This window comes from Microbacterium sp. NPDC080005 (genome assembly GCF_040702445.1).
Taxonomy (GTDB): domain Bacteria; phylum Actinomycetota; class Actinomycetes; order Actinomycetales; family Microbacteriaceae; genus Microbacterium; species Microbacterium oleivorans_D.
Window position 1 is genome coordinate 109542 of record NZ_JBFBLD010000002.1, and the last position, 21178, is coordinate 130719.

Here is a 21178-nt window from a genome sequence, read left to right on the forward strand (position 1 = left end):
GAGACGAGCAGCGCTCTCGGCCAGACTGGACGAGTGCAGCCAGAGCAGATCGTCGTGAAGTCCGACGATGCGCGATGCGCTGAGCTCGTGGCCGCCGGGTGGGCTGTTGTTTCACGATCGTGGGCAGCGCGGCTGACGGCGTCAGAGGTCGATGTGGATGACCTCTCCGGGGCGGTTCAGCGAGGCAGCCGTCACGGCGAAATCCGCGAGATCGGAGATGCGGATATCGACTCCGTTCTCCTGCTCGACGGGGCGACGCTAGCCGACTACCCGGGTGGCGTCGCGACGCAGCACCGTCCACTGACGAGGTCGACCGCTCGCGTGTCGCGAACGAGGCGAGGCTTCGGCGTCGTTGATGGCGACGGCCTGGTTCTCGCCGTCACCTACGTCGATGTCGACGGACGGACCGCTGAGACCGAGTTCACGGTCGTGGCTACAGAGGTGCGCGGGCTGGGCATCGGCACGGCTGTGAAGGCAGCGTCCATACTGAGTCTCGTTCGGGAGGGCGTCGATGTCTTCCGAACCGGGGGCTCTGAGGAGAACGCCGCGATACTTCGTTCCAACGAGAGCCTCGGATATCTGGTCGACGAGGAATGGCTCACCTTCTCCCCGCGCGCCTCACCCCACCCGCTAGCGTGCTGACATGCGCGGACGCAGACTCACGTGGACGATCGGCGGCATCGGTCTCATCGCATCAGGCGTCGCCGGCATCCTGCTCAGCGCGACGCCGGGGTCCTCTCTCACCGACTTCCTCACCTTCCTCGTCGACATCCTGTGGGCGGGCGCGTGCCTGATCTTCGCCATCGGTGGGTCAACGCGCGACAGCGTCACCGCCCGCAGACCGCTCGGGACGACGACACTCGTCCTGCTCGCCCTGTGGTCCCCCGCGATGCGCGTCGTCGGCCTCTTCCAGGACCCGATGAACCCGACACCCCTCATCCCGTGGGAGGTCACCACTTTCGTCCCTCTCGCGCTCGGCATCGTCGCTGTCGTGCAGATCGCACGCGCCGGTGTCGTTCCGCGCCGTTGGCGGTGGACGCCCGCCATCGCCCTCGGCGTCCAGGTGGCGTCTGTCGCGCTCGGCCAGCTCCTGATGATGGATCCGGCCACCGCCATGCAGACGATCGGTCTCGCATCGGCGCTCGGGATGCTCGGGTTCCTCGCCGGGACCGTCGGGCTCGGCATCATCGCGCTCGTCGCGGTCGCGTCGGAGCGCCCGGCATCCGTCGCGGTCTACTCGTCGCCCACCGAATGACCCTGGACAAGCTCCTCGCAGAGCGGGACCCTGGTCGCATACCCGGACGAAGGAGACGGCCATGTTCCAGATCGACGGCGCCTACAGCGGCTTCGCGGTCGACGACCTCGACGCGGCGAGGACGTTCTATGCCGAAACGCTCGGCCTCGAGGTCGCCACGCTCGACAACGGCTTCCTTCAGCTGCGCCTCGCATCGGGCGCGTCCGTTCTGGTTTACGGCAAGCCGAACCATGAGCCCGCCGGCTTCACGATCCTCAACTTCCCCGTCGATGACGTCGACGCCGCCGTCGACGAGCTCAACGCGAAAGGCGTCGTGACCTCGATCTACGACGACATGCCCACCGACTCCAAGGGCATCATGCGCGAGACGGACGGCCCGGTGATCGCGTGGTTCCGCGACCCTGCCGGCAACGTGCTCTCGGTCCACGAGCGCTGACGAGGGTCAGGGCTCCCAGTACCCCACCGCGCACAGCAGTCGCGTCTCGTCGTCCGCATCCGCGGGCGGCTCGATCGCCGGAGGGAAGACACCCCACTGGCGCCATTCATCGGCATGCGGCACGACGTGCTCGTTCAATCCCGCGATCAGCTCCGGCGACAGGCGGAACGGGATGCCGAGACGCTTCGCGATGAGCCACGCCTGGAACGCGCGGTAGGTCGCCATGTGCGCATAGCCCTCTTCCGCCGGGTAGTCGCCGTACTGGAAGCGGAATACCGTGCCCGGCGCGACCCCGTCGCGCACCGCGGCAGTCGCCGTGTCGTTCAGCCGGTCGTAGGATCCGATCGGGTCGTCGCCGAGCAGATCCGCATGCCGGAACTCGTCGCCGTCCGCGATCGACTTCCCCGCCAGCACGCCGGGGATCCACGCCTCGTCGTACGCGTGCGCGAAGACGATGTCACGGAAGGTCGGGTCAGGGGTGGTCGTCCACTCCTGCGGCGCCGGTTTGGAGAGATCGGCCGGATCGATGCGATCGATGACGGACCGCAACGCGGCATCCGCCTGGAGGAACAGCTCATCGGCTCTCATGTCGACACCGTACGGCCCGCCCCCGACATCCGTCATGACCCGTGGACGTGGATACGCTCCCCCGATGCGCTGAAGATGCTCACCACCTCGGCGGCGCCGTCCGGCGTCGCGCTGATGCTGTGCGGAAGCCGCGTGTCGAACTCCGCTGCCTCACCCGCACCGATCAGATGCTCCCGCCCATCGAGGAGGAGCCGGATCGTGCCGCTGAGCACGTAGAACCACTCCACGCCCTCGTGCACCTTCGGCGCGGGCGCCTCGCCGGAGGCGGGGAACCGGATCTTGTAGGTCTGCACCGGCGAGTGCTCGAGAGTGAGCGGAGCGACGACCATGCCGTGCCGCCGCTCGGTCGCCCGCCGCACCCGCGGGTCGGCGGGCTCACCCCGCACGAGGTCGTCGAGGCGCAGCCCCAGCACCGACACGAGCGGGAGCAGCAGCTCGAGGGACGCCTGGCGCTGCCCGGACTCCAGGCGCGACAGCGTGCTCGTCGACATCCCGGCCTTCGTCGCCAGGTCGGCCAGCGTCCAGCCGCGTTGCTGCCGGGCGGCGCGCAACCGGGGGCCGACACGGGTGAGATCCATCGCCATGGGGTCCAGTTTGCCATTTCGGCAAGATCATTTGCCCCACACGTTCGCCTCGCCGCAGGGTGGAGGAATGACTGACACCCTCTACGACGCCGTCATCGTCGGCGGCGGCGCCGCCGGCCTCAGCGCCGCTCAGATGCTCGGCCGCGCCCGCCGACGCACGCTCGTCATCGACGCGGGGGCACCCCGCAACCGCTTCGCCGCACACATGCACGGCGTGCTCGGGCACGACGGCCGATCCCCCGCGCAGCTCGTCGAGATGGGCCGAGCCGAGGCCCGGGCCTATGGCGTCGAGTTCCTCGACGCGAGCGTCCTCTCCGTCGCGGACAGCGGCGACCGTCTCACCGTCGAACACGAGCCCGGCTCGGTCTCCGCCCGCGGGATCGTGATCACGACCGGTGTCGTCGACGACCTCCCCGACGTCCCAGGACTGCGCGAGCAGTGGGGTCGCGGGGTCTTCCACTGCCCCTACTGCCATGGGTACGAGGTCGCTGGTCGCCGCCTCGGTGTGCTCACCACGTCGCCGGCGAGCCTGCATCAGATCGAACTCATCCGGCAATGGAGCGACGACGTCACGGCATTCACGGCAGCGATGGGTGAGCTCGACGCGACGATCGCGGGACGACTCACGGCGCGCGGCATCCGCCTCGTCACCGCCCCGGTCTCCCGCCTGCGGATCGAGGAAGACGACATCGTCGCCGCGATCACCGAGGACGGCGCCGAGCACCCGATCGACGCGCTGCTCACCGCGCCGACACCCCGGCTCCACCTCGGCTTCGCCGAGAACCTGTCACTGGCCGTCTCGGACAACCCGGGCGAGGGACTCCGCGTCGACATGCGAGGCGCCACGAGCCACCCGCGCGTGTTCGCCGCGGGCAACATCGTCAGCCCCTTCGGCAACGTCCCCCTCTCGATGGGTCAGGGATCGATGGCAGGCGCAAGCCTCAACGCCGCACTCGTCACCGAGGACGCGGACCGCGCGGCCCGGTCACTCGCGCGCAGCTGACGCGGCGGCGGCGGCCGCACGCGCGAGCCACGCGGGCGGCTCACCGTACCGCTGGAACGGCACGAGCCGCCCGGCCGCGGAGTCCTCGACGAGGGTGGCGAGCCGATCGGCGCGCGTCTGCTCGCGCTTCGCGCTCTGCACCCAGTTCGCGACCGCTCGTCGGTAGGACGGCGTCGCCGCATCCCAGAACGCCTGCGCCGCGGGGTTCGCGGCGAGGGATGCCGCCTGCTCGGCCGTCAGCTCGTTGCGCTGCTCGTGCGAATAGACGCCGGTGCGGTCGGCCGTGCGCTTCTCGTAGGCGGCCAGTCCGGCCGGATGCATCCGCCCCTCGGCCTGCAGGCGTTCGACGTGCGCGATGTTGACGGCGCTCCACACCGAGCGCGGCCCTCGCGGCGTCCAGCGCTGGATCCGCGCGCCGTCGCCGATGCTGCGGTTCGCCGAGTCGATCCACCCGAAGCGCAACGCCTCGGGGACCGCGTCGGCCCACGTCAGACCCTGACGCGGATCGCCCTTCCGGTAGAACACCGTCCACACCTCAGCGGCGGTCGTGTGATTCGCCTCGAGCCAGTCGCCGAACTCCGCCGACGACGCGAAGAAGATCGGATCGGATGCCGGTTCCGCCATGCCCGCGAAGCTACCACCGCCATCCGACACGGGTCAGCGCAGCTGCAGACTGTTCCAGGCGCCCGGCTCGTCGAGCTCGCCGTAGACGACCTCGGCAGCGGTCTCGGAGACGGATGCCGCGCACACGAGCAGTGACAGGGTCGGGTATCCGTGCGGCCGGTTGTCGCGGATGATCGCGCGGTCGTCCGTCGGGGGCAGCGCCGTCGTGCGCTCGAGGGCGGCGAGCCACTCCGTCACCCAGTCCTCTCCCGACGGCGCGGCGAAGGCGTCGTGCCACGCGGCGATGCGGGCCGTCTTCGGGTCGTCGACGTCGTCGTGCGCGATCATGTGCACGCCCGGCGCCAGGTCGACGGTGCGGACGGCGTCGCCGTCCCACATCGAGACGCGGGCGCGTCCGGGCGTCACCGTCAGGAGATTGAACCCGTGCGTCGCCGGCGAGTCCGGCAGGTCCCGCCCGGAAGCCGCGTCGAGCACGATGTGCCCTCGAGACCCGGTCGCCCGCGAATCGTCGATGAGATCGGCCCGGTTGAGCACGACCGCCAGCCGAGCGCCCGCGGGGTCGGCCGCGAGCCACGCCCCGCCGGCGCGGGTGTCGCGCACACCGATGACCCCGGGCAGCTCGGGCCACCACGGCCCCAGCGGGTCCCACGCCCGCAGCGGATCCTCGTCGCGGACCGCGAGCACACGGATCGCCGCCGCGGGATCCTCGGGGACGTGGACGATGACGGTGCACATCGTTCCGGCCTTTCGCGTCCGGCCCCGTGGGAGGATCGGACCATGTTCGTCGTCGTGGGCGTCTCGGGCGGCATCGCCGCGTACAAGACGGTGCAGGTGGTGCGTGCGCTGGTGACCAACGGGCACGAGGTGCACGTTGTTCCCACCGAGGACTCGCTCCGCTTCGTGGGGACCGCCACCTGGGAGGCGATCAGCCGCCATCCTGTCACGACGAGTGTGCACGACGACGTCGCCGAGGTGCGCCACGTCGCGCTCGGCACCCAGGCCGACCTCGTGATCGTCGCGCCCGCCACCGCGAACACGCTGGCCAAGATGGCTGCCGGGATCTCGGACAACCTCCTCGGCGTCACGCTCCTCGCCACGACCGCGCCGGTCGTCGTCGCCCCCGCGATGCACACCGCCATGTGGGACCACGCCGCGACGCAGGCGAACATCACCACCCTCCGCGACCGCGGCGTGCACGTCGTCGGTCCCGCCGACGGACCGTTGACCGGCGGAGACAGCGGACCCGGCCGGATGGCGGAGCCGGACGAGATCGTCGCCGAGGCCCTGGCCCTCGTCGAGCGCGAGCCGGAGGCACCGGCGGGCGACCTCGCCGGTCTGACGGTCGTCGTGTCGACCGGCGGCACGCGCGAGCCGATCGACCCGGTCCGCTACATCGGCAATCGCTCGAGCGGCAAGCAGGGCGTCGCCGTCGCGCTCGCGGCCGCCGACCGCGGCGCGTACGTGCACCTCGTCGCCGCCCACGTCGACGGCAGCGTGCTCGACACCGCCCTGCACCACCCCAGGATCGCCGTCGAACGGGCTCTCACGGCGGCGGAGATGGATACCGCGATGCGCGCCGCGGCCGGCGGATCCGACGTCGTCGTCATGGCCGCCGCCGTCGCCGATTTCTCCGTGCCCGAGGTCTCAGACGTCAAGATCCGCAAAGAGGACGGCACCGTCACGCTCGACCTGATCGAGAACCCCGACATCCTCATCGGACTGGTGCGGGAGCGTGGCGCGGGACAGACGATCGTCGGCTTCGCGGCCGAGACCGCGGCGGACGAAGCGGAGCTGCAGGAGCGCGGCATCCGCAAACGTGCCCGGAAAGGCGTCGACCTGCTCGCTGTGAACCGCGTCGGCTGGCAGCAGGGCTTCGAGTCGGCTCGCAACGCCGTGCTGTTCGTCGACACGTCCGACCAGGTCACCGCTCGCGCGGAGGGCTCGAAGCGCGCCGTCGCCGACGCCCTGTGGGACGCGGTCCTGCGCCTGCGCTGAACCGTGCCAGGGCGCGGAGCCCGAGGCATCCGATCCGCTGACCGCTCCGAACCATCTGCGTGCCGCAGATACACACTCCCCTTCTCGCGCCCGCGGACGGGTACCGCAACGTCACCGACCTGCTCGTCCGGCGGGCGCAGCACGCCCCCGACCACGCCGCGTTCGACGTCCCCGTGGGCGACGGCTCGTGGCAGCAGGTCTCGACGGAACAGTTCCTCGCCGACGTCCGCCGGCTCGTCTGCCGGGGCGGTCGTCGTCCCCGTCTACGAGACGTCGTCGCCTGTCCACGACGCGGGCGTCCCGCTGGGAGTCGGCGGGACCGAGGCGCAGACGAAGCTGCTCACGGACGGGTTCGCCGAGACCGGTACCGGCCGACTCGGCGCCTACCCGAGTCCGCGAAGGCCGCCGCACGCTGACGCGGGGCCGTGAACAGACGACCGGGGCTCGGGCGCCCCGGGGGACGCCGCGCACGGGTGTGTGCGCCGTCGTCCGGAGAGCGGGTACGTGGGGGCGTGCCCGCTCTTCCGAGTAAGCCCGGGTCAGCCGAGCCCGGCGACCTTCGGTGCGGGTTCGCCGTGCACGTGCTCGCCGAGGAAGCCGAACACGGTCTCGTACCAGACGACCGCGTGCTGGGGCTTGAGCACCCAGTGGTTCTCGTCGGGGAAGTACAGGAACCGGTGGACGGTCGACCCGTCGTCCTCGCCGAAGTGCTCGTTCAGCTCCGACCACAGCCGCAGGCTCTCGCCGATCGGCACGCGGTAGTCGCGGTCGCCGTGGATGACCAGGAGCGGCGTCGAGATGTCCTCGACGTACCGGTGGGGCGAGTTCTCGATCATCGCCTCGGGCGTGAAGATCTCCTGCCAGTACGACGAGCTGTCGGTCGTCCCGGCGAACTGATCGAGCGACCACAGGCTCGCGTGCGTCACGATCGCGCGGAACCGGTCGGTGTGCCCGGCGACCCAGTTCGCCATGTATCCGCCGAACGAGCCGCCCATCGCGGCGGTCTTGGTCTCGTCGACGTCGGCGCGCGCGACGACCTCGTCGGTGATCGACATGAGGTCGGTGTAGGGCTTGCCGCCCCAGCTGTTCCAGCCGCGCGCGATGAAGTCGAGCCCGTACCCGGTCGACAGGGCCGGGTCGGGCAGCAGCACGGCGTAACCGCGGGCGAGGGCGAGCTGCGGGTTCCACCGCCAGCTCCAGGCGTTCCAGCTGTTCAGCGGCCCGCCGTGGATCCACAGGAGCAGGGGTGCGGGGGATGCCGCATCCGCCCCCTCGGGCAGGAGCAGCCAGCCGCGCACCCGCGCGCCGTCCTCGGCCGTCGTCTCGACCTCGGTCATCGTGCCCGCAGGCGTCGGCAGCGGAGCCGGGGTCACGAGGGGCGTCACGGCGCCGTCCGGGTCGATGCGGACCGGATGCGGCGGCACCATCCACGACGAGCGCAGCGCGACGAGCGCACCCGTCGCACGGTCGACGGACACGTTCGAGTAGGCGTGCTCGTCCGTCGTCAGCTGCTCCGGAGCGTCGCCGTCCAGGGGGACGCGGAACACCGGACCGCGGCCGTCCTGGTCGGCCGTCACGATGAGCGCGGTGTCGTCGTGGGCGAACGCGAGGCCGGTCGCCCAGCGGTCCCAGCCCTCGGCGAGACGGCGGGGTGAGGTTCCGTCGATCCCGGCGACCCACAGTTCCTGGTCGGCAGGTCCCGTCGGGTCGGAGAATGCCGCCCGGATGTAGGCGATGAGCGTGCCGTCGTGGCTGACGACGGGTGATTCGAAGTACGTCGAGCGCTCCTCGAAAAGGGTCGTCCGCTCCCCGGACGCGACGTCGATCGAGACGATCGCGAACCGCTCGGCACGCCCCTGTGGGAACCGCATCGCGGCGATGAGCGTGCGCCCGTCGGGCGTGAGGGCGGCGCCGGCGGCGTCGGCCGTGCGACCCGGCGCGGGTGTCAGGTCGCGCGGGCGCGGGAGGGACGCGGGATACGGCGTCGTGGCATCCGGTTCGTCCTCCGCCGCGTCGGAGGCGGCGAACGACCGGACCGAGTCGGAGAGGTCGCCGAGCTCGAGGGCCATCAGGTGCGGCTCGGCGGGGCCGAGGTCGTGGTCCCAGAACCGCACCGGGTAGGTGGTGTGCAGGATCGCCGACAGCTTGCGCTTCTTGCGCTCGGCGCGCAGCTTCGCGTCGGCCTCGACCGAGTCGGCAGAGGGCAGCAGGTCCGCTGAGAGGACGGCGACGGATGCCGCTTCCGCGACGGCGGCGAGGCCCGAGACTCCCCCGGCCAGACGTGTGATCGCCCGCGCCTCCCCACCGGCGGCCGGCAGCAGCCACAGCTGCGCCGCCTCGTCCTCGCCGTCGCCTTCCGCGTCGGGGCGCGCGCTCACGAAGAGCAGGTCGCCGTCGGCGGTGAATGCGGCACCCTGCTCGCCCTTCGCCGACCGGGTGAGGCGGCGAGCCGTCCCACCGCCGGTCGCCGGGACCTCCCACAGCGCGCGGTCGTAGCCGGTCTTGTCCGCGGTCAGGGTCGCGACGGTGAGCACCGCGCGGGTGCCGTCCGGCGAGAGGGCGACGGCGTCGATGCGGGGCAGGGCGATGTAGTCCTCGAGCGAGGCGAAGGGAGTCTGGGGCATCCCTCCACGCTAACCGCGGGCCCCGCCGCGGCGACAGGATCGGTTCAGCGGAGCAGGTCGGCGGTGGAGACGATGGTCGCGAACTCGCCGTCGAGGTTGGTGGCCGTGACCGCCGCCAGCGTCTCGGCGGGGACGACGGAGCCGTCGGGCGCGGTGCGGTCGAACGAGTGGGTCGCGTCGAGGGCGACGTACACGTCGTACCCGAGGTTGCCGCCGACGCGCGCGGTGGTCTCGCAGCAGTGGTTGGTCGAGATGCCGGTCACGACGAACTGCCGGACACCGCTCTCTCGCAACCACGCGTCGAGATCCGGCGCGCCGTGGAACGACGAGTTCACGCTCTTGGTGACGAGCAGGTCGGGGATGCCGGTGATCTCGGGCTTGAGGTCGTTGCCGGGCTGTCCCGGTCGCAAGGGCGACACCTCGGACGTCGAGTCGTGCCGGACGAACACGACCGGCCAGCCGCGCCCCCGCCACCGCTCGATGAGCGCGGCGATGTTCGCTTCGCAGGCGGGGTTGTCGCGTCGTCCCCAGTACGCGACGTCGTCGAAGCCCCGCTGCACGTCGACGACGAGAAGGGCGGCACGGTCGAGCGTGACCTCACGCGGCGGGATCTGCACGGTCCGAGCCTGACACGTCGCACGTCCCGGCGGCTGTCACGGAACGGAGGGATCCTGCCGAACCCGCTTCCCCAACGCGACGGCGTCGTGCGGCGCGAAGCCGCGCGCATCGTTGTCGAAGTAGACGAACACGTCGCGGGCGGGTTCGCCTCCCGCCCACTCGCGGATACGTTCCGCCCACGCGTCCAGCTGCTCCGGCGTGTACCCGCTCGCGTACAGATCCTCGGCGCCGTGCAGCCGGACGTAGGTGAAGGATGCCGTCTGCTCCCCGAACGCCGGGAACCGCCCGGCGGTGTCGGCGACCACCAGGGCCACGTCGTGTTCCCGCAGGATCGCGGCGGCATCCGGAGCCTCGTACGACGGCGAGCGCGGCTCGAGGGCGTAGCGGATCGGACGGTCGACGTCGATCTCCAGCCAGGCACGGCCGTCGACACGGGCGTCGTGCTGGCGCGCGAGGGCGAGGGCCTCTCCCGTCGTGCGCGGAAGCCCGCGCAGGAAGGCGTCGAGGGCCTCGGGGTCGAACGCGAGCCGCTCCGGCAGCTGCCAGAGCACCGGCCCGAGCTTCGCTCCGAGGGCGAGGACGCCCGACGCGAAGAAGTTCGCGAGCGCCGTCTCGACTCCTCGCAGTCGCAGCATGTGCGAGACGTAGCGCGATCCCTTGACCGCGAAGACGAAGTCGTCGGGGGTCTCATCGCGCCAGCGCGTATAGCTGGTGGGACGCTGCAGGGAGTAGAACGAGCCGTTGAGTTCGACCGTCGGCATCCGCTCGGCGACGTAGGCGAGCTCGCGCCGCTGAACGAGGCCGCGCGGGTAGAAGTCGCCGCGCCAGCGCGGGTAGCGCCACCCCGAGATCCCGACCCTCACCGTCATCGTCATCGCTCCTTCCCGTCCGCCCGACCCTGTGCCGCCGCGGGGTCGGTGTCAAGGGTGTCCGCGGATGCCGCTTCGTCGGCGACCGTGGAAGCATGCCAGGCCGCTCCACCTCTGCACCGTCCACCCCCGATCGCGCCGAGGTCGAGCGCGTCGCCGCCGAACGGTTCGGGCTGACGCAGCTGCGTCCCGCGCAGCTCGACGCGATCGAGGCGGCCGCCGCGGGGCGCGACGTGCTGGTGGTGTGGGCGACGGGATCCGGCAAATCGGCTGTCTACCAGGTCGCCGCGGCGCTGCGCCCGGGGGTCACCGTCGTGGTGTCGCCGCTCATCGCCCTGCAGGAGGACCAGCTCGCCGGTCTCGAGCACGCCCCCGACGCCCCGGTCGCGGTCGCACTGAACTCCGGCCGCGGCGAGCGCGCGCGGGACGAGGCGTGGCGCCGGCTTCGGGACGGCGAGGCGACCTACGTCCTGCTCGCACCGGAACAGCTCGCGAACGACGAGGTGGTGGCCGAGCTCGCGGAGCTCGACATCGCTCTTCTCGCTGTCGACGAGGCGCATTGCATCGCCTCGTGGGGGCACGACTTCCGCCCCGACTATCTGGGGCTCGGTGAGGTCGCTGCGCGGCTCGGGCGGCCCCCGATCCTCGCACTGACCGCGACGGCATCCACTCCCGTGCGCGAGGAGATCTCCGCCCGCCTCGGCCTCGACGACCCGTCCGTGCACATCGGCGATGTCGACCGTCCGTCGATCAGCCTCGGTGTACGTCGACACGGCGACGACCGCGAGAAGCGCGCCGCTGTCATCGACGAGGTCGCCTCCCTCCCCGTGCCGGGGCTGCTCTACACGTCCACGCGACGGTCGGCGGAGCTGTACGCGGAGGAGCTGATCGAACGCGGCCGACGGGCGCGGGCGTACCACGCGGGCCTCCCGGCGAAGGAGCGCGCCGAGGTGCACCGGCAGTTCCTCTGCGACGAGCTCGACGTTGTCGTGGCGACGAGCGCCTTCGGGATGGGGATCGACAAGGAGAACGTGCGGTTCGTCATCCACGCCGACGTCCCCGAGTCGATCGACGCCTACTTCCAAGAGCTCGGCCGGGCCGGCCGCGACGGCGAGGAGGCGCACGGCACCCTGCACTACCGCTCCGAGGACCTCGCCCTGCGGCGCTACTTCGCGACGAAGGACCCGGATGCCGCCGAGCTGCGCACCCTTATGCGCGCCATGTCGACACGGGCGCGCACGAAGTCCGCCCTCGCGAAGGATTCGGGGCTCTCACCTCGGCGCGTCACCGGCCTGCTCACCCTGCTCGTCGACACGGGGTCCGCCCGCACGTCGAAGTCGGGAGTCTCGCTGCGCCGGAACCTCGATGAGCGCGCCGCGGTGAAGGCCGCGCTCGAACGGGTCGAGGAACGCGAGCGCATCGAGCGCTCGCGCATCGAGACGATGCGCGAGTATGCCGAGACGCGGCGCTGCCGCCGTCAGGTGCTGCTCGGCTACTTCGGGCAGGAGCTCGACGAGCCGTGCGGCAACTGCGACACGTGCGCGAGCGGTTCGGCCGAGGCGGGCGCGCGAGCCGCGGCGTCGGCCCCCTTCGACGTCGACGAGAAGGTCTCGCACCGCGAGTGGGGCGCAGGCACGGTCGTCTCGATCGATGACGACCGCATGCGGGTGTTCTTCGAGAGCGAGGGTTACAAGGTGCTCTCGCTCGAGATCGTCGAGCGAGAGCACCTGCTGAAGGCGGGCTGACGCGTCAGATGTCGATGCCGACGGCGGCCGAGCAGCGGGCCAGCTCGTCGGCGGAGAGCTCGAGGTTCCGCGCCTGGAACGAGTCGGTGATGGATGCCGGGCGGCTCGCCCCCGGAATGGGGATGACGGTCTCGCCGAGCGACAGCTCCCACGCGAGGACGACCTGCTGCGGGCTGACGCCGTGGGCCTCGCCGATCTCGGCGAACGCCGTGAAGCGTTCCCCGACGGACCCGGCGCCGCCGATGCCGCCGAGCGGGCTCCACGGCAGGAAGGCGATGCCGTGCTCGACGCAGTGCTTCAGCTCGCCGTAGCTGCCGGGATGCCGCGGCGAGAACTCGTTCTGCACGCTCGTCAGGCCGCCCTCGCCGAGGACCTCCTGCGCGATCTGGATCTCCTCCACGCTCGCGTTCGAGATGCCGACGGTGCGCACGAGGCCCTCGTCCTGCAGGGTCTTCAGGTTCTGCATGATCTCGCCGTAGACCATCCAGCGGTCCGGGCGGTGGTACTGGTACAGGTCGATGACGTCGACCTTCAGGTTCTGCAGCGACTTCTGCACGGCGCTGCGGAGGTAGGCGAGCGACCCGTCGCGGCCGAAGTCCTTCTCCTCGCTGCGCGTGATGCCGCCCTTGGTCGCGACGACGATCGACGAGCGGTCGCCGTCCCACCCGCCGAGCGCGTCGGCGACGATCCGCTCGTTGTGGCCCATGGTGTCCCAGCTGGGTGCGTAGATGTCGGCGGTGTCGATGAGGGTGACGCCGGCGTCGAGCGCCGCGCGGACGGTCGCGACCGCGTCCTCGTGCGACGGGATGCCGTTGCTGTTCATGGACACCGGCATGGCGCCGAGTCCGATGGCCGAGACGGTGAACGGTCCGAGGGTGCGCTGCGACGACATGGGTCTCCTTCGACGGGGTGGTGGGGTCCGGCATCCACCCTGCCACCGGTCCAGCCCCGCGGCGACGACCCTTGACAGATCAGCGGGCGGTCAGCTGCTCCCGGACCTGTCGCCGCAGCACCTTGCCGATCTGCGAGCGCGGCAGGTCGTTGAGCTGCACGACCTTGCGCGGCACCTTGTACGGGGCGAGGTGCGAGCGGGCGAAGTCCTTGAGGGCGGATGCCTCGAACGCGGTCCCCGCCTTCATCACGACGGCCGCGACAACGTCCTCCCCGCCGGTCGGCCGCGGCACGCCCACGACCGCGGCGGACTCGACGTCGGGGTGCAGAGTCAGCACCTGCTCGACCTCGCTGGGACTGACGTTGAAGCCGCCCGTGATGATGAGCTCCTTCACGCGGTCGACCACCGTCACGAACCCGTCGTCCGAGACCGTCACGATGTCGCCGGTGCGCAGCCACCCGCCGTCGAGGAGGACGGCGGCGGTCTCCTCCGGCCGGCGCCAGTACCCCTGGAACACCTGCGGCCCGCGGATCAGCAGCTCGCCGGCCTCGCCGGCAGGTCGGTCGACGCTCGGGTCGTCGGGATCGACCACGCGGATCTCGGTGCTGGGGAACGGCACGCCGACCGTGCCAGGTCGTCGCGTCGGCCCGATGGGGTTGCCGAGCGCGACGGGCGAGGTCTCGGTCATGCCGTAGCCCTCGACGAGCAGGCCGCCGGTGGCCTCCTCCCAGCGCGTCACGGTCGGCACCGGCAGGCTCATGGCGCCGGAGATCGCGAACCGGATGGTCGAGAGGTCGACGCCCTTGCGGGTGCTCGCTCGCGACAGGGCGTCGTAGATCGGCGGGACACCCGGCAGGAACGTGGGCGGCGACTTCTTCAGCGCGCCGACGACGAGGTCGACGTCGAACTTCGGGAACAGCACGATCCGCGCGCCGATCGACACCGCGAACGTGAGGCAGAGGGTCAGCCCATAGGCATGGAACATCGGCAGGACGGCGTAGAAGGTCTCCTCGCCCTCGCGCAGCCCCGGCACCCACGCGCGCCCCTGCGCCGCGTTCGAGCGCAGATTGCGATGGGACAGGATGGCGGCCTTCGGCATCCCGGTCGTCCCGCTCGTCAGCTGCAGGAGCGCCGTGTCGTCGAGGCCGGGTGCGGGGTACTTGGCGCGCAGCCGCCGCGCTTTCACGAACTGGGACCAGCGGATGACGCCTCGGGCGGTCGGCTTCGAGGTCATCGCCTCGCGGCGTTCGCGCAGCGCGGGGACGGGCAGCCGCAGGGCGGCGCGCATCGCCCACGGCAGCGCGTCGGACATGTCGACCGCGACGATCGCGGCAGGGGCGACGTCGCTCGGGAACTCCGCGACGATGTCGGCGACCTTGTCCCAGACGATGGCCACGACCGCCTCGTGCACCTCGAACTGGTGGCGCAGCTCGCGCGCGGTGTAGGTGGGGTTGTGCTCGACGACGATCGCGCCGATCCGCAGCGCGGCGTAGAACGCGACGATGTGCTGGGGGCAGTTGGGCAGCACGAGCGCGACCCGGTCCCCCGCGCTCACGCCCAGCCTGCGCAGCGCGTTCGCCGCCCGGGAGACCTGCTCGCCGAGCTCGGCGTACGTCGTCTCGGAACCGAAGAACTCCGTCGCGACCTTGCTGCCATAGCGCTCGACGGCGTGATCGAGGAGGTCGACGAGCGTCTCGTCGACGGGATCGATGTCGGTCGGGACGCCGGGCGCGTAGGCGGCCAGCCAGGGGCGGTCGTGCAGGGCGGATGCCGGGGGTGTCGGGCTCATGGTGGGGGGTCCTCCTCGGTGTCCCGTCAGCGTAAGCGGGGTGGGTGATGCGTCCGCTGTGGGTTGACGTGGGCGACGAGTAGCGTTTCGGGGATGACGATCCGCACGAGCGAGCACTGGCGGCCGGTCATCGCCGCTCTGGCGAACGACCGGGCTCGCGAGGTCTTCGCGCGACTGACCGTCGGCGAGACGGTCGACGCCGCTCTGGAAGGGCTCTCGCCGTCGCGGCGGCGGCACGTCGTCGAGACCCTGCGCGCAGCGGGCCTGGTGACCGGCGACGTCGATGACCTGCGGGCGGACGGCGGCGTGTTCGCGCGCATCCTGGCCGCGGCGCCGGCTGCCCCGCGGCCGACCGGCCCCGAGCGGTTCCTCTCCCCCGACGGGCGCCTGCAGCGGTACCCGGCACAAGCCGGTGAGCGTCGGGCCCTGCTCGCACTCATCGCCGGCCGCATCCTCCAGCCCGGCGAGGTCGTCGACGAGCGTGCGATCAACGAACGCCTCGCCGCGGTGACCGACGACGTCGCGGTCCTGCGTCGCTACCTCGTCGACCACGGGCTCCTCGAGCGCACCCGCTCGGGCGGGGAGTACGCGCTCGTCCCCGACGCGCCGACGGCCTGACACGCACCTCCTTCCGCATCGGCCCGACAGGGTGTGCACTGGGGCGGTGACCTCTCTCCCGTTCTGGCTCGTCGTGGTGATCTTCGTCGCGGCCGCCGCCGTCGTCTGGATCGCCGGCATCCAGCTGTCGAAGACCACCGATGTGCTGGATGCGCGCTGGCACATCGGCAGCGCGTTCGGCGGGCTCATCATCCTCGCGGTCGCGACGAACCTCCCCGAGATCGCGATCACCGTCAGTGCCGCGGCCGCCGGCAACCTCGGCGTGGCCGTCGGCAACATCCTCGGCGGTATCGCGCTGCAGACCGTCGTGCTCGTCGTCCTCGATGCGTTCGGGCGACGCGGGCGCGGAGTGAAGCCGTTGACCTATCGGGCGGCATCCCTCGTCCTCGTGCTCGAGGGCATCGTGGTCGTCGCGGTGCTCGCCGCCGTCGTCGCCGGCAGCCAGTTGCCCGAGGGACTCGTGTTCGCCCGACTGACACCCGACGTCGTGCTGATCACGGCGCTCTGGATCGTGGGCCTGCTCCTGGTGCAGCGCGCCGGTCGCCACCTCCCCTGGCACCGCAACGGGTCGGCGGAGGACGCGTCGCCGCACACCCCCGGCCACCGCCGCGCGAAACCGCAGCATCCGCACAAGGCACGGCCGACGTGGGCGGTCGTGACGATCTTCCTGATCGCCGCCGGTGCGACGCTCGGCTCCGGCGTCGTGCTGGAACGCGCCGGAGACGCCATCGCCGAGGACATCGGACTGTCGGGTGTGCTCTTCGGCGCGACCTTCCTGGCACTCGCGACCGCGCTGCCCGAGATCTCGACCGGACTGCAGGCCATCCGACAGGGAGACGACAATCTCGCGATGAGCGACATCTTCGGGGGGAACGCCTTCCTTCCGGTGCTGTTCCTGATCGCGACAGTGATCTCGGGACAGGCGGTGCTGCCGCGGGCGGGCGCGACGGACGTCTACCTGACCGCCCTGGCGGCGCTCCTGACCCTCGTCTACGTCGTCGGGCTCGTGTTCCGCCCGTCGCGGCGTGTGCTCGGGATGGGTCTCGATTCGCTGACCGTGCTCGTGCTCTACGGCGTCGGGATCGCGGGCCTCTTCGCCGTCGCCTCGGGCTGACCTCGGGCACCCGTCGACGGTCACCCGGAGTTCATGCGCGGTTCACCCCGCCGCAGGAACGGCGACGGATGCTGGATCGGTGACGACCTTGGAACCCCCCACCACCCGTACGCCCCTCCCCCTCGCCGCGCACGCGGTCGGCAAGCGGTCGGCCGTGACCTGCCGGTTCAAGTGTGCGAACGCGTGCCTCGGCCCGGAGTGCAACGGATCCGACAACCCGACGTTCCGCAGCATCGCCGAACTCGCCCTCTCGCGCCGCACGCTGATCGGCGCAGCGGCGGCCGGTGCCGTCGTGGCGGCGACCGATGCGTTCGGTCTCGCGAACCCCGCATCAGCGTCCGCCACCCCGGGTGGACTGCTCGAGGCGACGCGCGGGCACGGCGGACACGGCCTGCCGTTCCAGCCGATCGCACCGGTCCCGGCATCCGTCGACGCGCTCACCGTGCCGAAGGGGTACACCTGGTCGCCGATCATCCGCTGGGGCGACCCGCTGTTCTCGGACGCGCCGACGTTCTCGCTCGAGGGGCAGAGCCGCGCCGCGCAGGAGCGGCAGTTCGGCTACAACAGCGACTACCTCGACATCCTCGCCGATCGCTCCGGCAAGACCGGCGTCCTCGTCAACAACCACGAATACGTGAACCCGAACATCATGTTTCCGCCGTCGACGGATGCCGCCGAACTCCGCCGTCGCGGTGAGGTGTTCAAGGCGGCCCAGGGCATGTCCGTCGTCGAGATCACGCGCCGCCGGCGCGGCACGCCGTGGCGCTACGTCGTCGACGGACGCCGCAACCGCCGCATCACCGTCGAGACGGTGTTCGAGCTGACCGGCCCCGCGGCCGGATCGGACCTCGTGACCACCGCCGCCGACCCCGAGGGCCGCTGGGTCAAAGGCACGCTCGGCAACTGCGCCGGCGGCACGACGCCGTGGGGCACCATCCTCTCGGGCGAGGAGAACTTCAACGGGTACTTCGCGTGGGCGGCCGACACGCCGGGGCAGAAGCGCTACCAGGCGAGCGCCTCGCGGACCACGTCGACCGGGTGGGAGAAGTACGACCCGCGGTTCGACGCCTTCGACGCCGGCTACGTCAACGAGCCCAACCGGTTCGGCTACATCGTCGAGATCGACCCGGAGGACCCGACCTCGACTCCCAAGAAGCACACCGCCATGGGACGCTTCAAGCACGAGGGGGCGAACGTCATCGTCGCCGAGGACCGCCGGGTCGTGGCCTACATGGGCGACGACGAGCGCAACGACTACCTCTACAAGTTCGTCTCGAAGAACCGCATCAGCGGGTCGCGCAAGAAGAACATGACGCTGCTTTCGGAGGGCGACCTGTTCGTCGCCCGGTTCCGCGGGGACTCCCCCGCCGGGCAGATCGACGGCTCGGGCGCACTGCCGGCGGACGGCACGTTCGACGGCACGGGTGAGTGGGTCGCGCTCACGCGGAACGGGAAGAGCGTCGTGCCGGGGATGACGACGGAAGAGGTGCTCGTCTACACGCGACTGGCCGCCGACAAGATGGGCGCGACGAAGATGGACCGCCCCGAGGACGTGCAGCCGAGCCCGCGCACCGGCAAGGTCTACGTCGCACTGACGAACAACTCCGACCGCGGCAAGACCTCGATGGTGGATGAGGCGAACCCCCGCACCGGCAACCGCTATGGTCACGTGATCGAGCTCACCGAGCGCCGTGGGCAGGCCGGGACGAGCTTCGGTTGGAACATCCTGCTCCAGTGCGGTGACCCGTCCGACCCGAGCACCTACTTCGCCGGGTACCCGAAGGAGAAGGTGTCGCCGATCTCCTGCCCCGACAACCTCGCGTTCGACGAGGACGGCACGCTGTGGATCTCCACCGACGGCGCTCCCAGCACGATCGGGTTCAACGACGGCCTGTTCCGGGTCCCTCTCACGGGCCGGGAGCGCGGGCACGTGCAGCAATTCCTCTCGGTGCCCCGCGAGGCCGAGACGTGCGGTCCCGTCATCCACGCCCGCGAGAAGCTCGTGTTCGTCGCGGTGCAGCACCCCGGTGAGAACGGCACGGTGGCCTCCCCGACCTCGCTGTTCCCTGATTACGGGTCGACGCGGCCGGGCGACGTCCCGAACGCTCCGCGACCGTCGGTCGTGCAGGTGTACCCGGCCTGAGCCGTCTCGTTCCTCGTCGAGGGTCCGCTCCCGCGGGACGGGCCCTCGACGACGTCGGGGGACGCTCGTAGGCTCCCGGTGACGTACACCGAGGAGGAACGATGTGGATCGAGTGCTTCACGGGCGACGAGCGCGTCGAGGGGGCGGATGCCGACGCCCTGGTCGAGGCGATGTTCGGGCACATCCGGGCCGCGCACGATGTCGAGCTGCCCGATGACGAGATCCGGCTGTGGGCCCGGAACTTCGCGGATGCCTCGGCGCGCGAGGACGGTCCGGTCGAACGGCTCGACACGATCGGGGCGATCGACGTCGTGCCGGTGACCGAGGATCGCATCGACGACTGGCTGACGTTCTTCGACCGTGATGCGTTCCCCGACAACCCCGACTGGGGATCCTGCTATTGCCTGCACCCTCACACCGGTGACGGACCCGAGCGCCCCTGGCGCGATCTGCGCGCCGACATGGTGGAGCGGCTCCGGGCGGGTGCCACCGTCGGGTACCTCGCCTACATCGACGGTCGCGTCGGCGGCTGGGTCAACGCGTCGCTGCGATCGACGTACCGCAAGTACGACGGGCTCGATCCGGAGGGTCCGGCACCCGACACCGTGGTGGGGGTGTCGTGCTTCGTCGTGGCACCGCCCTACCGCCGGCACGGGGTCTCGAACGCGCTCCTCGGGCGGGTCGTCGCCGACAGCGCCGGCCGCGGCGCTCGCTTCGTCGAGGGCTACCCGCGCAACGCCGCCGACGGCGGGGATGCGGACGCCTTCTGCGGCCCGCGGTCCCCCTTCGACGCGCACCGCTTCACCCCAGCCCGCGATGAAGGACGCTTCACCGTCATGCGTCGGGACGCGCGAGCCTGATCCGCGGTCGCCCCCTCGTCGCTCAGTGGACGCCGGGCCACCATTCCGGCATGAGGCGGAAGATGCGGGCCTCCGCGGCAGCGGCATCCGTGTCATCCTCGCGGATCCAGACGTCCATGACGCCGACGAGACCGCCGGCGATGAACGCGGCGGCCTCCTCGCGGTCACGCGCGGATCGCGGCGCGCCCGAGATGCCCGCCTCGGCGAGCTGCTGCAGAGCGATGTGGGCGCGTCGGCGCAGCACATCGCCCAGCGCGGAACGGAGCGCGCCCCGGGCCGAAGAGTCCAAGAGCGCGCGATACAGGTCGCGCTGACCGGCCAGCCACTCCAGCAGGCGTCGCGTCACGGCATGGTAGACGCGCGCCGCATCCGCCTCCGAGATCACGTCCGTGTCGATCGCGGCGATGGTGTCGATCTCCTCCGTCAACATGGCGACGGCGAACTCGTCCACGCCGGCGGCGTGTTTGTAGAAGGTGGTGCGGTGCACGCCCGCCTCGCGGCAGAGTTCCGCAACCGAGACCGCCGCGAGGGGACGATCAGCCAGCAGGCGCACCAGCGCCGCGCGCAGGGCGGCGCTGGTGCGAGCCTGCCGAGGGTCGATCGTCACGCCCCGTAGTGTGCCAGACCGGCCGTCTCGCCACCGTCGGCGACGAACTCGGCCCCGGTCGAGAAGCTCGATTCGTCGCTGGCCAGGAACAGCACGAGCCGCGACAACTCGACGGCTTCACCCATGCGGTGCAGGGCGACGTGGTTCTGCGAGGCGTCCAGGCCCTCGGTCATCGGGGTGCGGATCGCGCCCGGGTGCACCGAGTTGACACGGATGTTGTAGCGCCCGAGGTCGAGGGCGGCGTTCTTCGTGAGGCCGCGCACCCCGAACTTCGACGCGTTGTAGCCCGGGAGCGCCTCGTACCCCTGCAGTCCCGCCGTCGACGACACGTTGATGATGGAGCCGGCACCGCTGCGCTTGAGCGGCTCGATCGCCGCCTTGATGCCGTAGAAGACGCCCGTCAGGTTGATTGCGATGATCTGATCCCACTGCTCGAGGGAGTACTCCTCGATCGTCGCGAAGTTCGCGATCCCGGCGTTGTTCACGACGATGTCGAGCCGGCCGAACTCCTGCTCGGCCACGGCGACGGCCTTCTCCCAGTCCGCATATGCCGTCACATCCAGGTGCACATAACGGGCGGCGTCGCCCAGCTCGGCGGCGAGCGCTTCGCCCGCCTCGTCCAGAAGATCGCCGATGACGACCTTCGCGCCCTCCTGCACGAACAGCTTCGCGTGCTCGGCGCCCATGCCGCGCGCGCCTCCGCTGATGAGTGCGACCTTCCCGGTGATTCGTCCCATGGTGGAACTCCTTTCGATCCGCCTCTAATCTACACCTGTCGATTAGCGCCGGATCGGGTTCGCGTCGGCCTCAGCGC

21 protein-coding genes are annotated in these 21178 nt (G+C 71.0%); 10 read left to right on the forward strand and 11 right to left on the reverse strand.

What is annotated here, in order from left to right; all coding sequences use genetic code 11:
- Positions 1-54 precede the first annotated feature (54 nt).
- From AB0259_RS07430 to AB0259_RS07440, 3 genes are all read left to right on the forward strand, one after another.
- Positions 55-642: an acetyltransferase gene (locus AB0259_RS07430; protein WP_366222563.1), complete on the forward strand. Its 588-nt coding sequence runs from the start codon at positions 55-57 to the stop codon at positions 640-642.
- A 1-nt stretch (position 643) separates the two neighbouring features.
- Positions 644-1255: a hypothetical protein gene (locus AB0259_RS07435; RefSeq protein WP_366222561.1), complete on the forward strand. Its 612-nt coding sequence runs from the start codon at positions 644-646 to the stop codon at positions 1253-1255.
- Between the two features lie 61 nt (positions 1256-1316).
- A complete protein-coding gene (locus tag AB0259_RS07440) occupies positions 1317-1691 on the forward strand; it encodes a VOC family protein (protein ID WP_366222559.1) in 375 nt (124 codons plus the stop codon).
- 6 nt (positions 1692-1697) lie between these two features.
- On the opposite strand, the gene AB0259_RS07445 is transcribed toward AB0259_RS07440, so the two are convergent.
- Together AB0259_RS07445 and AB0259_RS07450 are read right to left on the reverse strand one after the other, a co-directional pair.
- Positions 1698-2279, reverse strand: a complete 582-nt coding sequence (locus AB0259_RS07445; RefSeq protein ID WP_251578431.1) for a hypothetical protein — start codon at positions 2277-2279, stop codon at positions 1698-1700.
- 32 nt (positions 2280-2311) lie between these two features.
- The gene (locus AB0259_RS07450; protein WP_366222557.1) at positions 2312-2863 is read right to left on the reverse strand and encodes an XRE family transcriptional regulator; all 552 of its coding nucleotides are present in this window, start codon (positions 2861-2863) and stop codon (positions 2312-2314) included.
- Positions 2864-2930: 67 nt separating this feature from the next.
- Here AB0259_RS07450 and AB0259_RS07455 point away from each other — a divergent pair, with 67 nt between their 5' ends.
- Positions 2931-3866, forward strand: a complete 936-nt coding sequence (locus AB0259_RS07455; RefSeq protein WP_366222555.1) for an NAD(P)/FAD-dependent oxidoreductase — start codon at positions 2931-2933, stop codon at positions 3864-3866.
- On the opposite strand, the gene AB0259_RS07460 is transcribed toward AB0259_RS07455, so the two are convergent.
- A complete protein-coding gene (locus tag AB0259_RS07460) occupies positions 3849-4490 on the reverse strand; it encodes a YdeI/OmpD-associated family protein (protein ID WP_366222554.1) in 642 nt (213 codons plus the stop codon). The two genes, AB0259_RS07455 and AB0259_RS07460, sit on opposite strands and share 18 nt — an antisense overlap.
- 33 nt (positions 4491-4523) lie before the next feature.
- The gene (locus AB0259_RS07465) at positions 4524-5225 is read right to left on the reverse strand and encodes an NRDE family protein (protein ID WP_366222552.1); all 702 of its coding nucleotides are present in this window, start codon (positions 5223-5225) and stop codon (positions 4524-4526) included.
- A gap of 42 nt (positions 5226-5267) precedes the next feature.
- On the opposite strand from AB0259_RS07465, the gene coaBC reads away from it, so the two are divergent.
- Complete coding sequence (gene coaBC / locus AB0259_RS07470; protein ID WP_366222551.1) at positions 5268-6485, forward strand: bifunctional phosphopantothenoylcysteine decarboxylase/phosphopantothenate--cysteine ligase CoaBC; 1218 nt, start codon at positions 5268-5270, stop codon at positions 6483-6485.
- A 539-nt stretch (positions 6486-7024) separates the two neighbouring features.
- Here the strand turns inward: coaBC and AB0259_RS07475 are convergent.
- Genes AB0259_RS07475 through AB0259_RS07485 form a run of 3 tightly spaced genes read right to left on the reverse strand, consistent with a single transcriptional unit; the run spans position 7025 to position 10596 of the window.
- The gene (locus AB0259_RS07475; protein ID WP_366222549.1) at positions 7025-9109 is read right to left on the reverse strand and encodes an alpha/beta fold hydrolase; all 2085 of its coding nucleotides are present in this window, start codon (positions 9107-9109) and stop codon (positions 7025-7027) included.
- A 44-nt stretch (positions 9110-9153) separates the two neighbouring features.
- Positions 9154-9726: a cysteine hydrolase family protein gene (locus AB0259_RS07480; protein WP_366222547.1), complete on the reverse strand. Its 573-nt coding sequence runs from the start codon at positions 9724-9726 to the stop codon at positions 9154-9156.
- A 36-nt stretch (positions 9727-9762) separates the two neighbouring features.
- On the reverse strand, positions 9763-10596 hold the full coding sequence (locus AB0259_RS07485) for a DUF72 domain-containing protein (RefSeq protein ID WP_366222545.1): 834 nt from the start codon (positions 10594-10596) through the stop codon (positions 9763-9765).
- A 95-nt stretch (positions 10597-10691) separates the two neighbouring features.
- Between AB0259_RS07485 and AB0259_RS07490 the strand changes: the two genes are divergently transcribed.
- Positions 10692-12341: a RecQ family ATP-dependent DNA helicase gene (locus AB0259_RS07490; protein ID WP_366222543.1), complete on the forward strand. Its 1650-nt coding sequence runs from the start codon at positions 10692-10694 to the stop codon at positions 12339-12341.
- Positions 12342-12345: 4 nt separating this feature from the next.
- Here the strand turns inward: AB0259_RS07490 and AB0259_RS07495 are convergent, their stop codons facing one another.
- Both AB0259_RS07495 and AB0259_RS07500 read right to left on the reverse strand, forming a co-directional pair.
- A complete protein-coding gene (locus AB0259_RS07495; RefSeq protein ID WP_366222542.1) occupies positions 12346-13233 on the reverse strand; it encodes an aldo/keto reductase in 888 nt (295 codons plus the stop codon).
- Positions 13234-13312: 79 nt separating this feature from the next.
- Positions 13313-15022 (reverse strand): long-chain-fatty-acid--CoA ligase, encoded by a 1710-nt coding sequence (locus AB0259_RS07500; RefSeq protein ID WP_251578404.1) that lies wholly within the window; start codon positions 15020-15022, stop codon positions 13313-13315.
- 93 nt (positions 15023-15115) lie between these two features.
- On the opposite strand from AB0259_RS07500, the gene AB0259_RS07505 reads away from it, so the two are divergent.
- The 4 genes from AB0259_RS07505 (at position 15116) to AB0259_RS07520 (ending at position 19757) form a co-directional block, all read left to right on the forward strand.
- Positions 15116-15640 (forward strand): DUF2087 domain-containing protein, encoded by a 525-nt coding sequence (locus AB0259_RS07505; RefSeq protein ID WP_366222540.1) that lies wholly within the window; start codon positions 15116-15118, stop codon positions 15638-15640.
- 46 nt (positions 15641-15686) lie between these two features.
- The gene (locus AB0259_RS07510; protein WP_251578400.1) at positions 15687-16754 is read left to right on the forward strand and encodes a sodium:calcium antiporter; all 1068 of its coding nucleotides are present in this window, start codon (positions 15687-15689) and stop codon (positions 16752-16754) included.
- 79 nt (positions 16755-16833) lie between these two features.
- Positions 16834-18897, forward strand: coding sequence for a PhoX family phosphatase (locus AB0259_RS07515; protein ID WP_366222538.1), 2064 nt, complete (start codon positions 16834-16836; stop codon positions 18895-18897).
- A gap of 101 nt (positions 18898-18998) precedes the next feature.
- A complete protein-coding gene (locus AB0259_RS07520) occupies positions 18999-19757 on the forward strand; it encodes a GNAT family N-acetyltransferase (protein WP_366222536.1) in 759 nt (252 codons plus the stop codon).
- A 22-nt stretch (positions 19758-19779) separates the two neighbouring features.
- Here AB0259_RS07520 and AB0259_RS07525 read toward each other — a convergent pair whose 3' ends face one another.
- Both AB0259_RS07525 and AB0259_RS07530 read right to left on the reverse strand, forming a co-directional pair.
- Positions 19780-20364 carry a TetR/AcrR family transcriptional regulator C-terminal domain-containing protein gene (locus AB0259_RS07525; RefSeq protein WP_251578394.1) on the reverse strand — a complete coding sequence of 195 codons (585 nt, stop codon included), beginning with the start codon at positions 20362-20364 and terminating at the stop codon, positions 19780-19782.
- Entirely contained in the window at positions 20361-21101 is a 741-nt protein-coding gene (locus AB0259_RS07530) for an SDR family oxidoreductase (protein WP_251578392.1), read from the reverse strand. The genes AB0259_RS07525 and AB0259_RS07530 overlap by 4 nt, the downstream gene beginning before the upstream one ends.
- Positions 21102-21178: the final 77 nt, after the last annotated feature.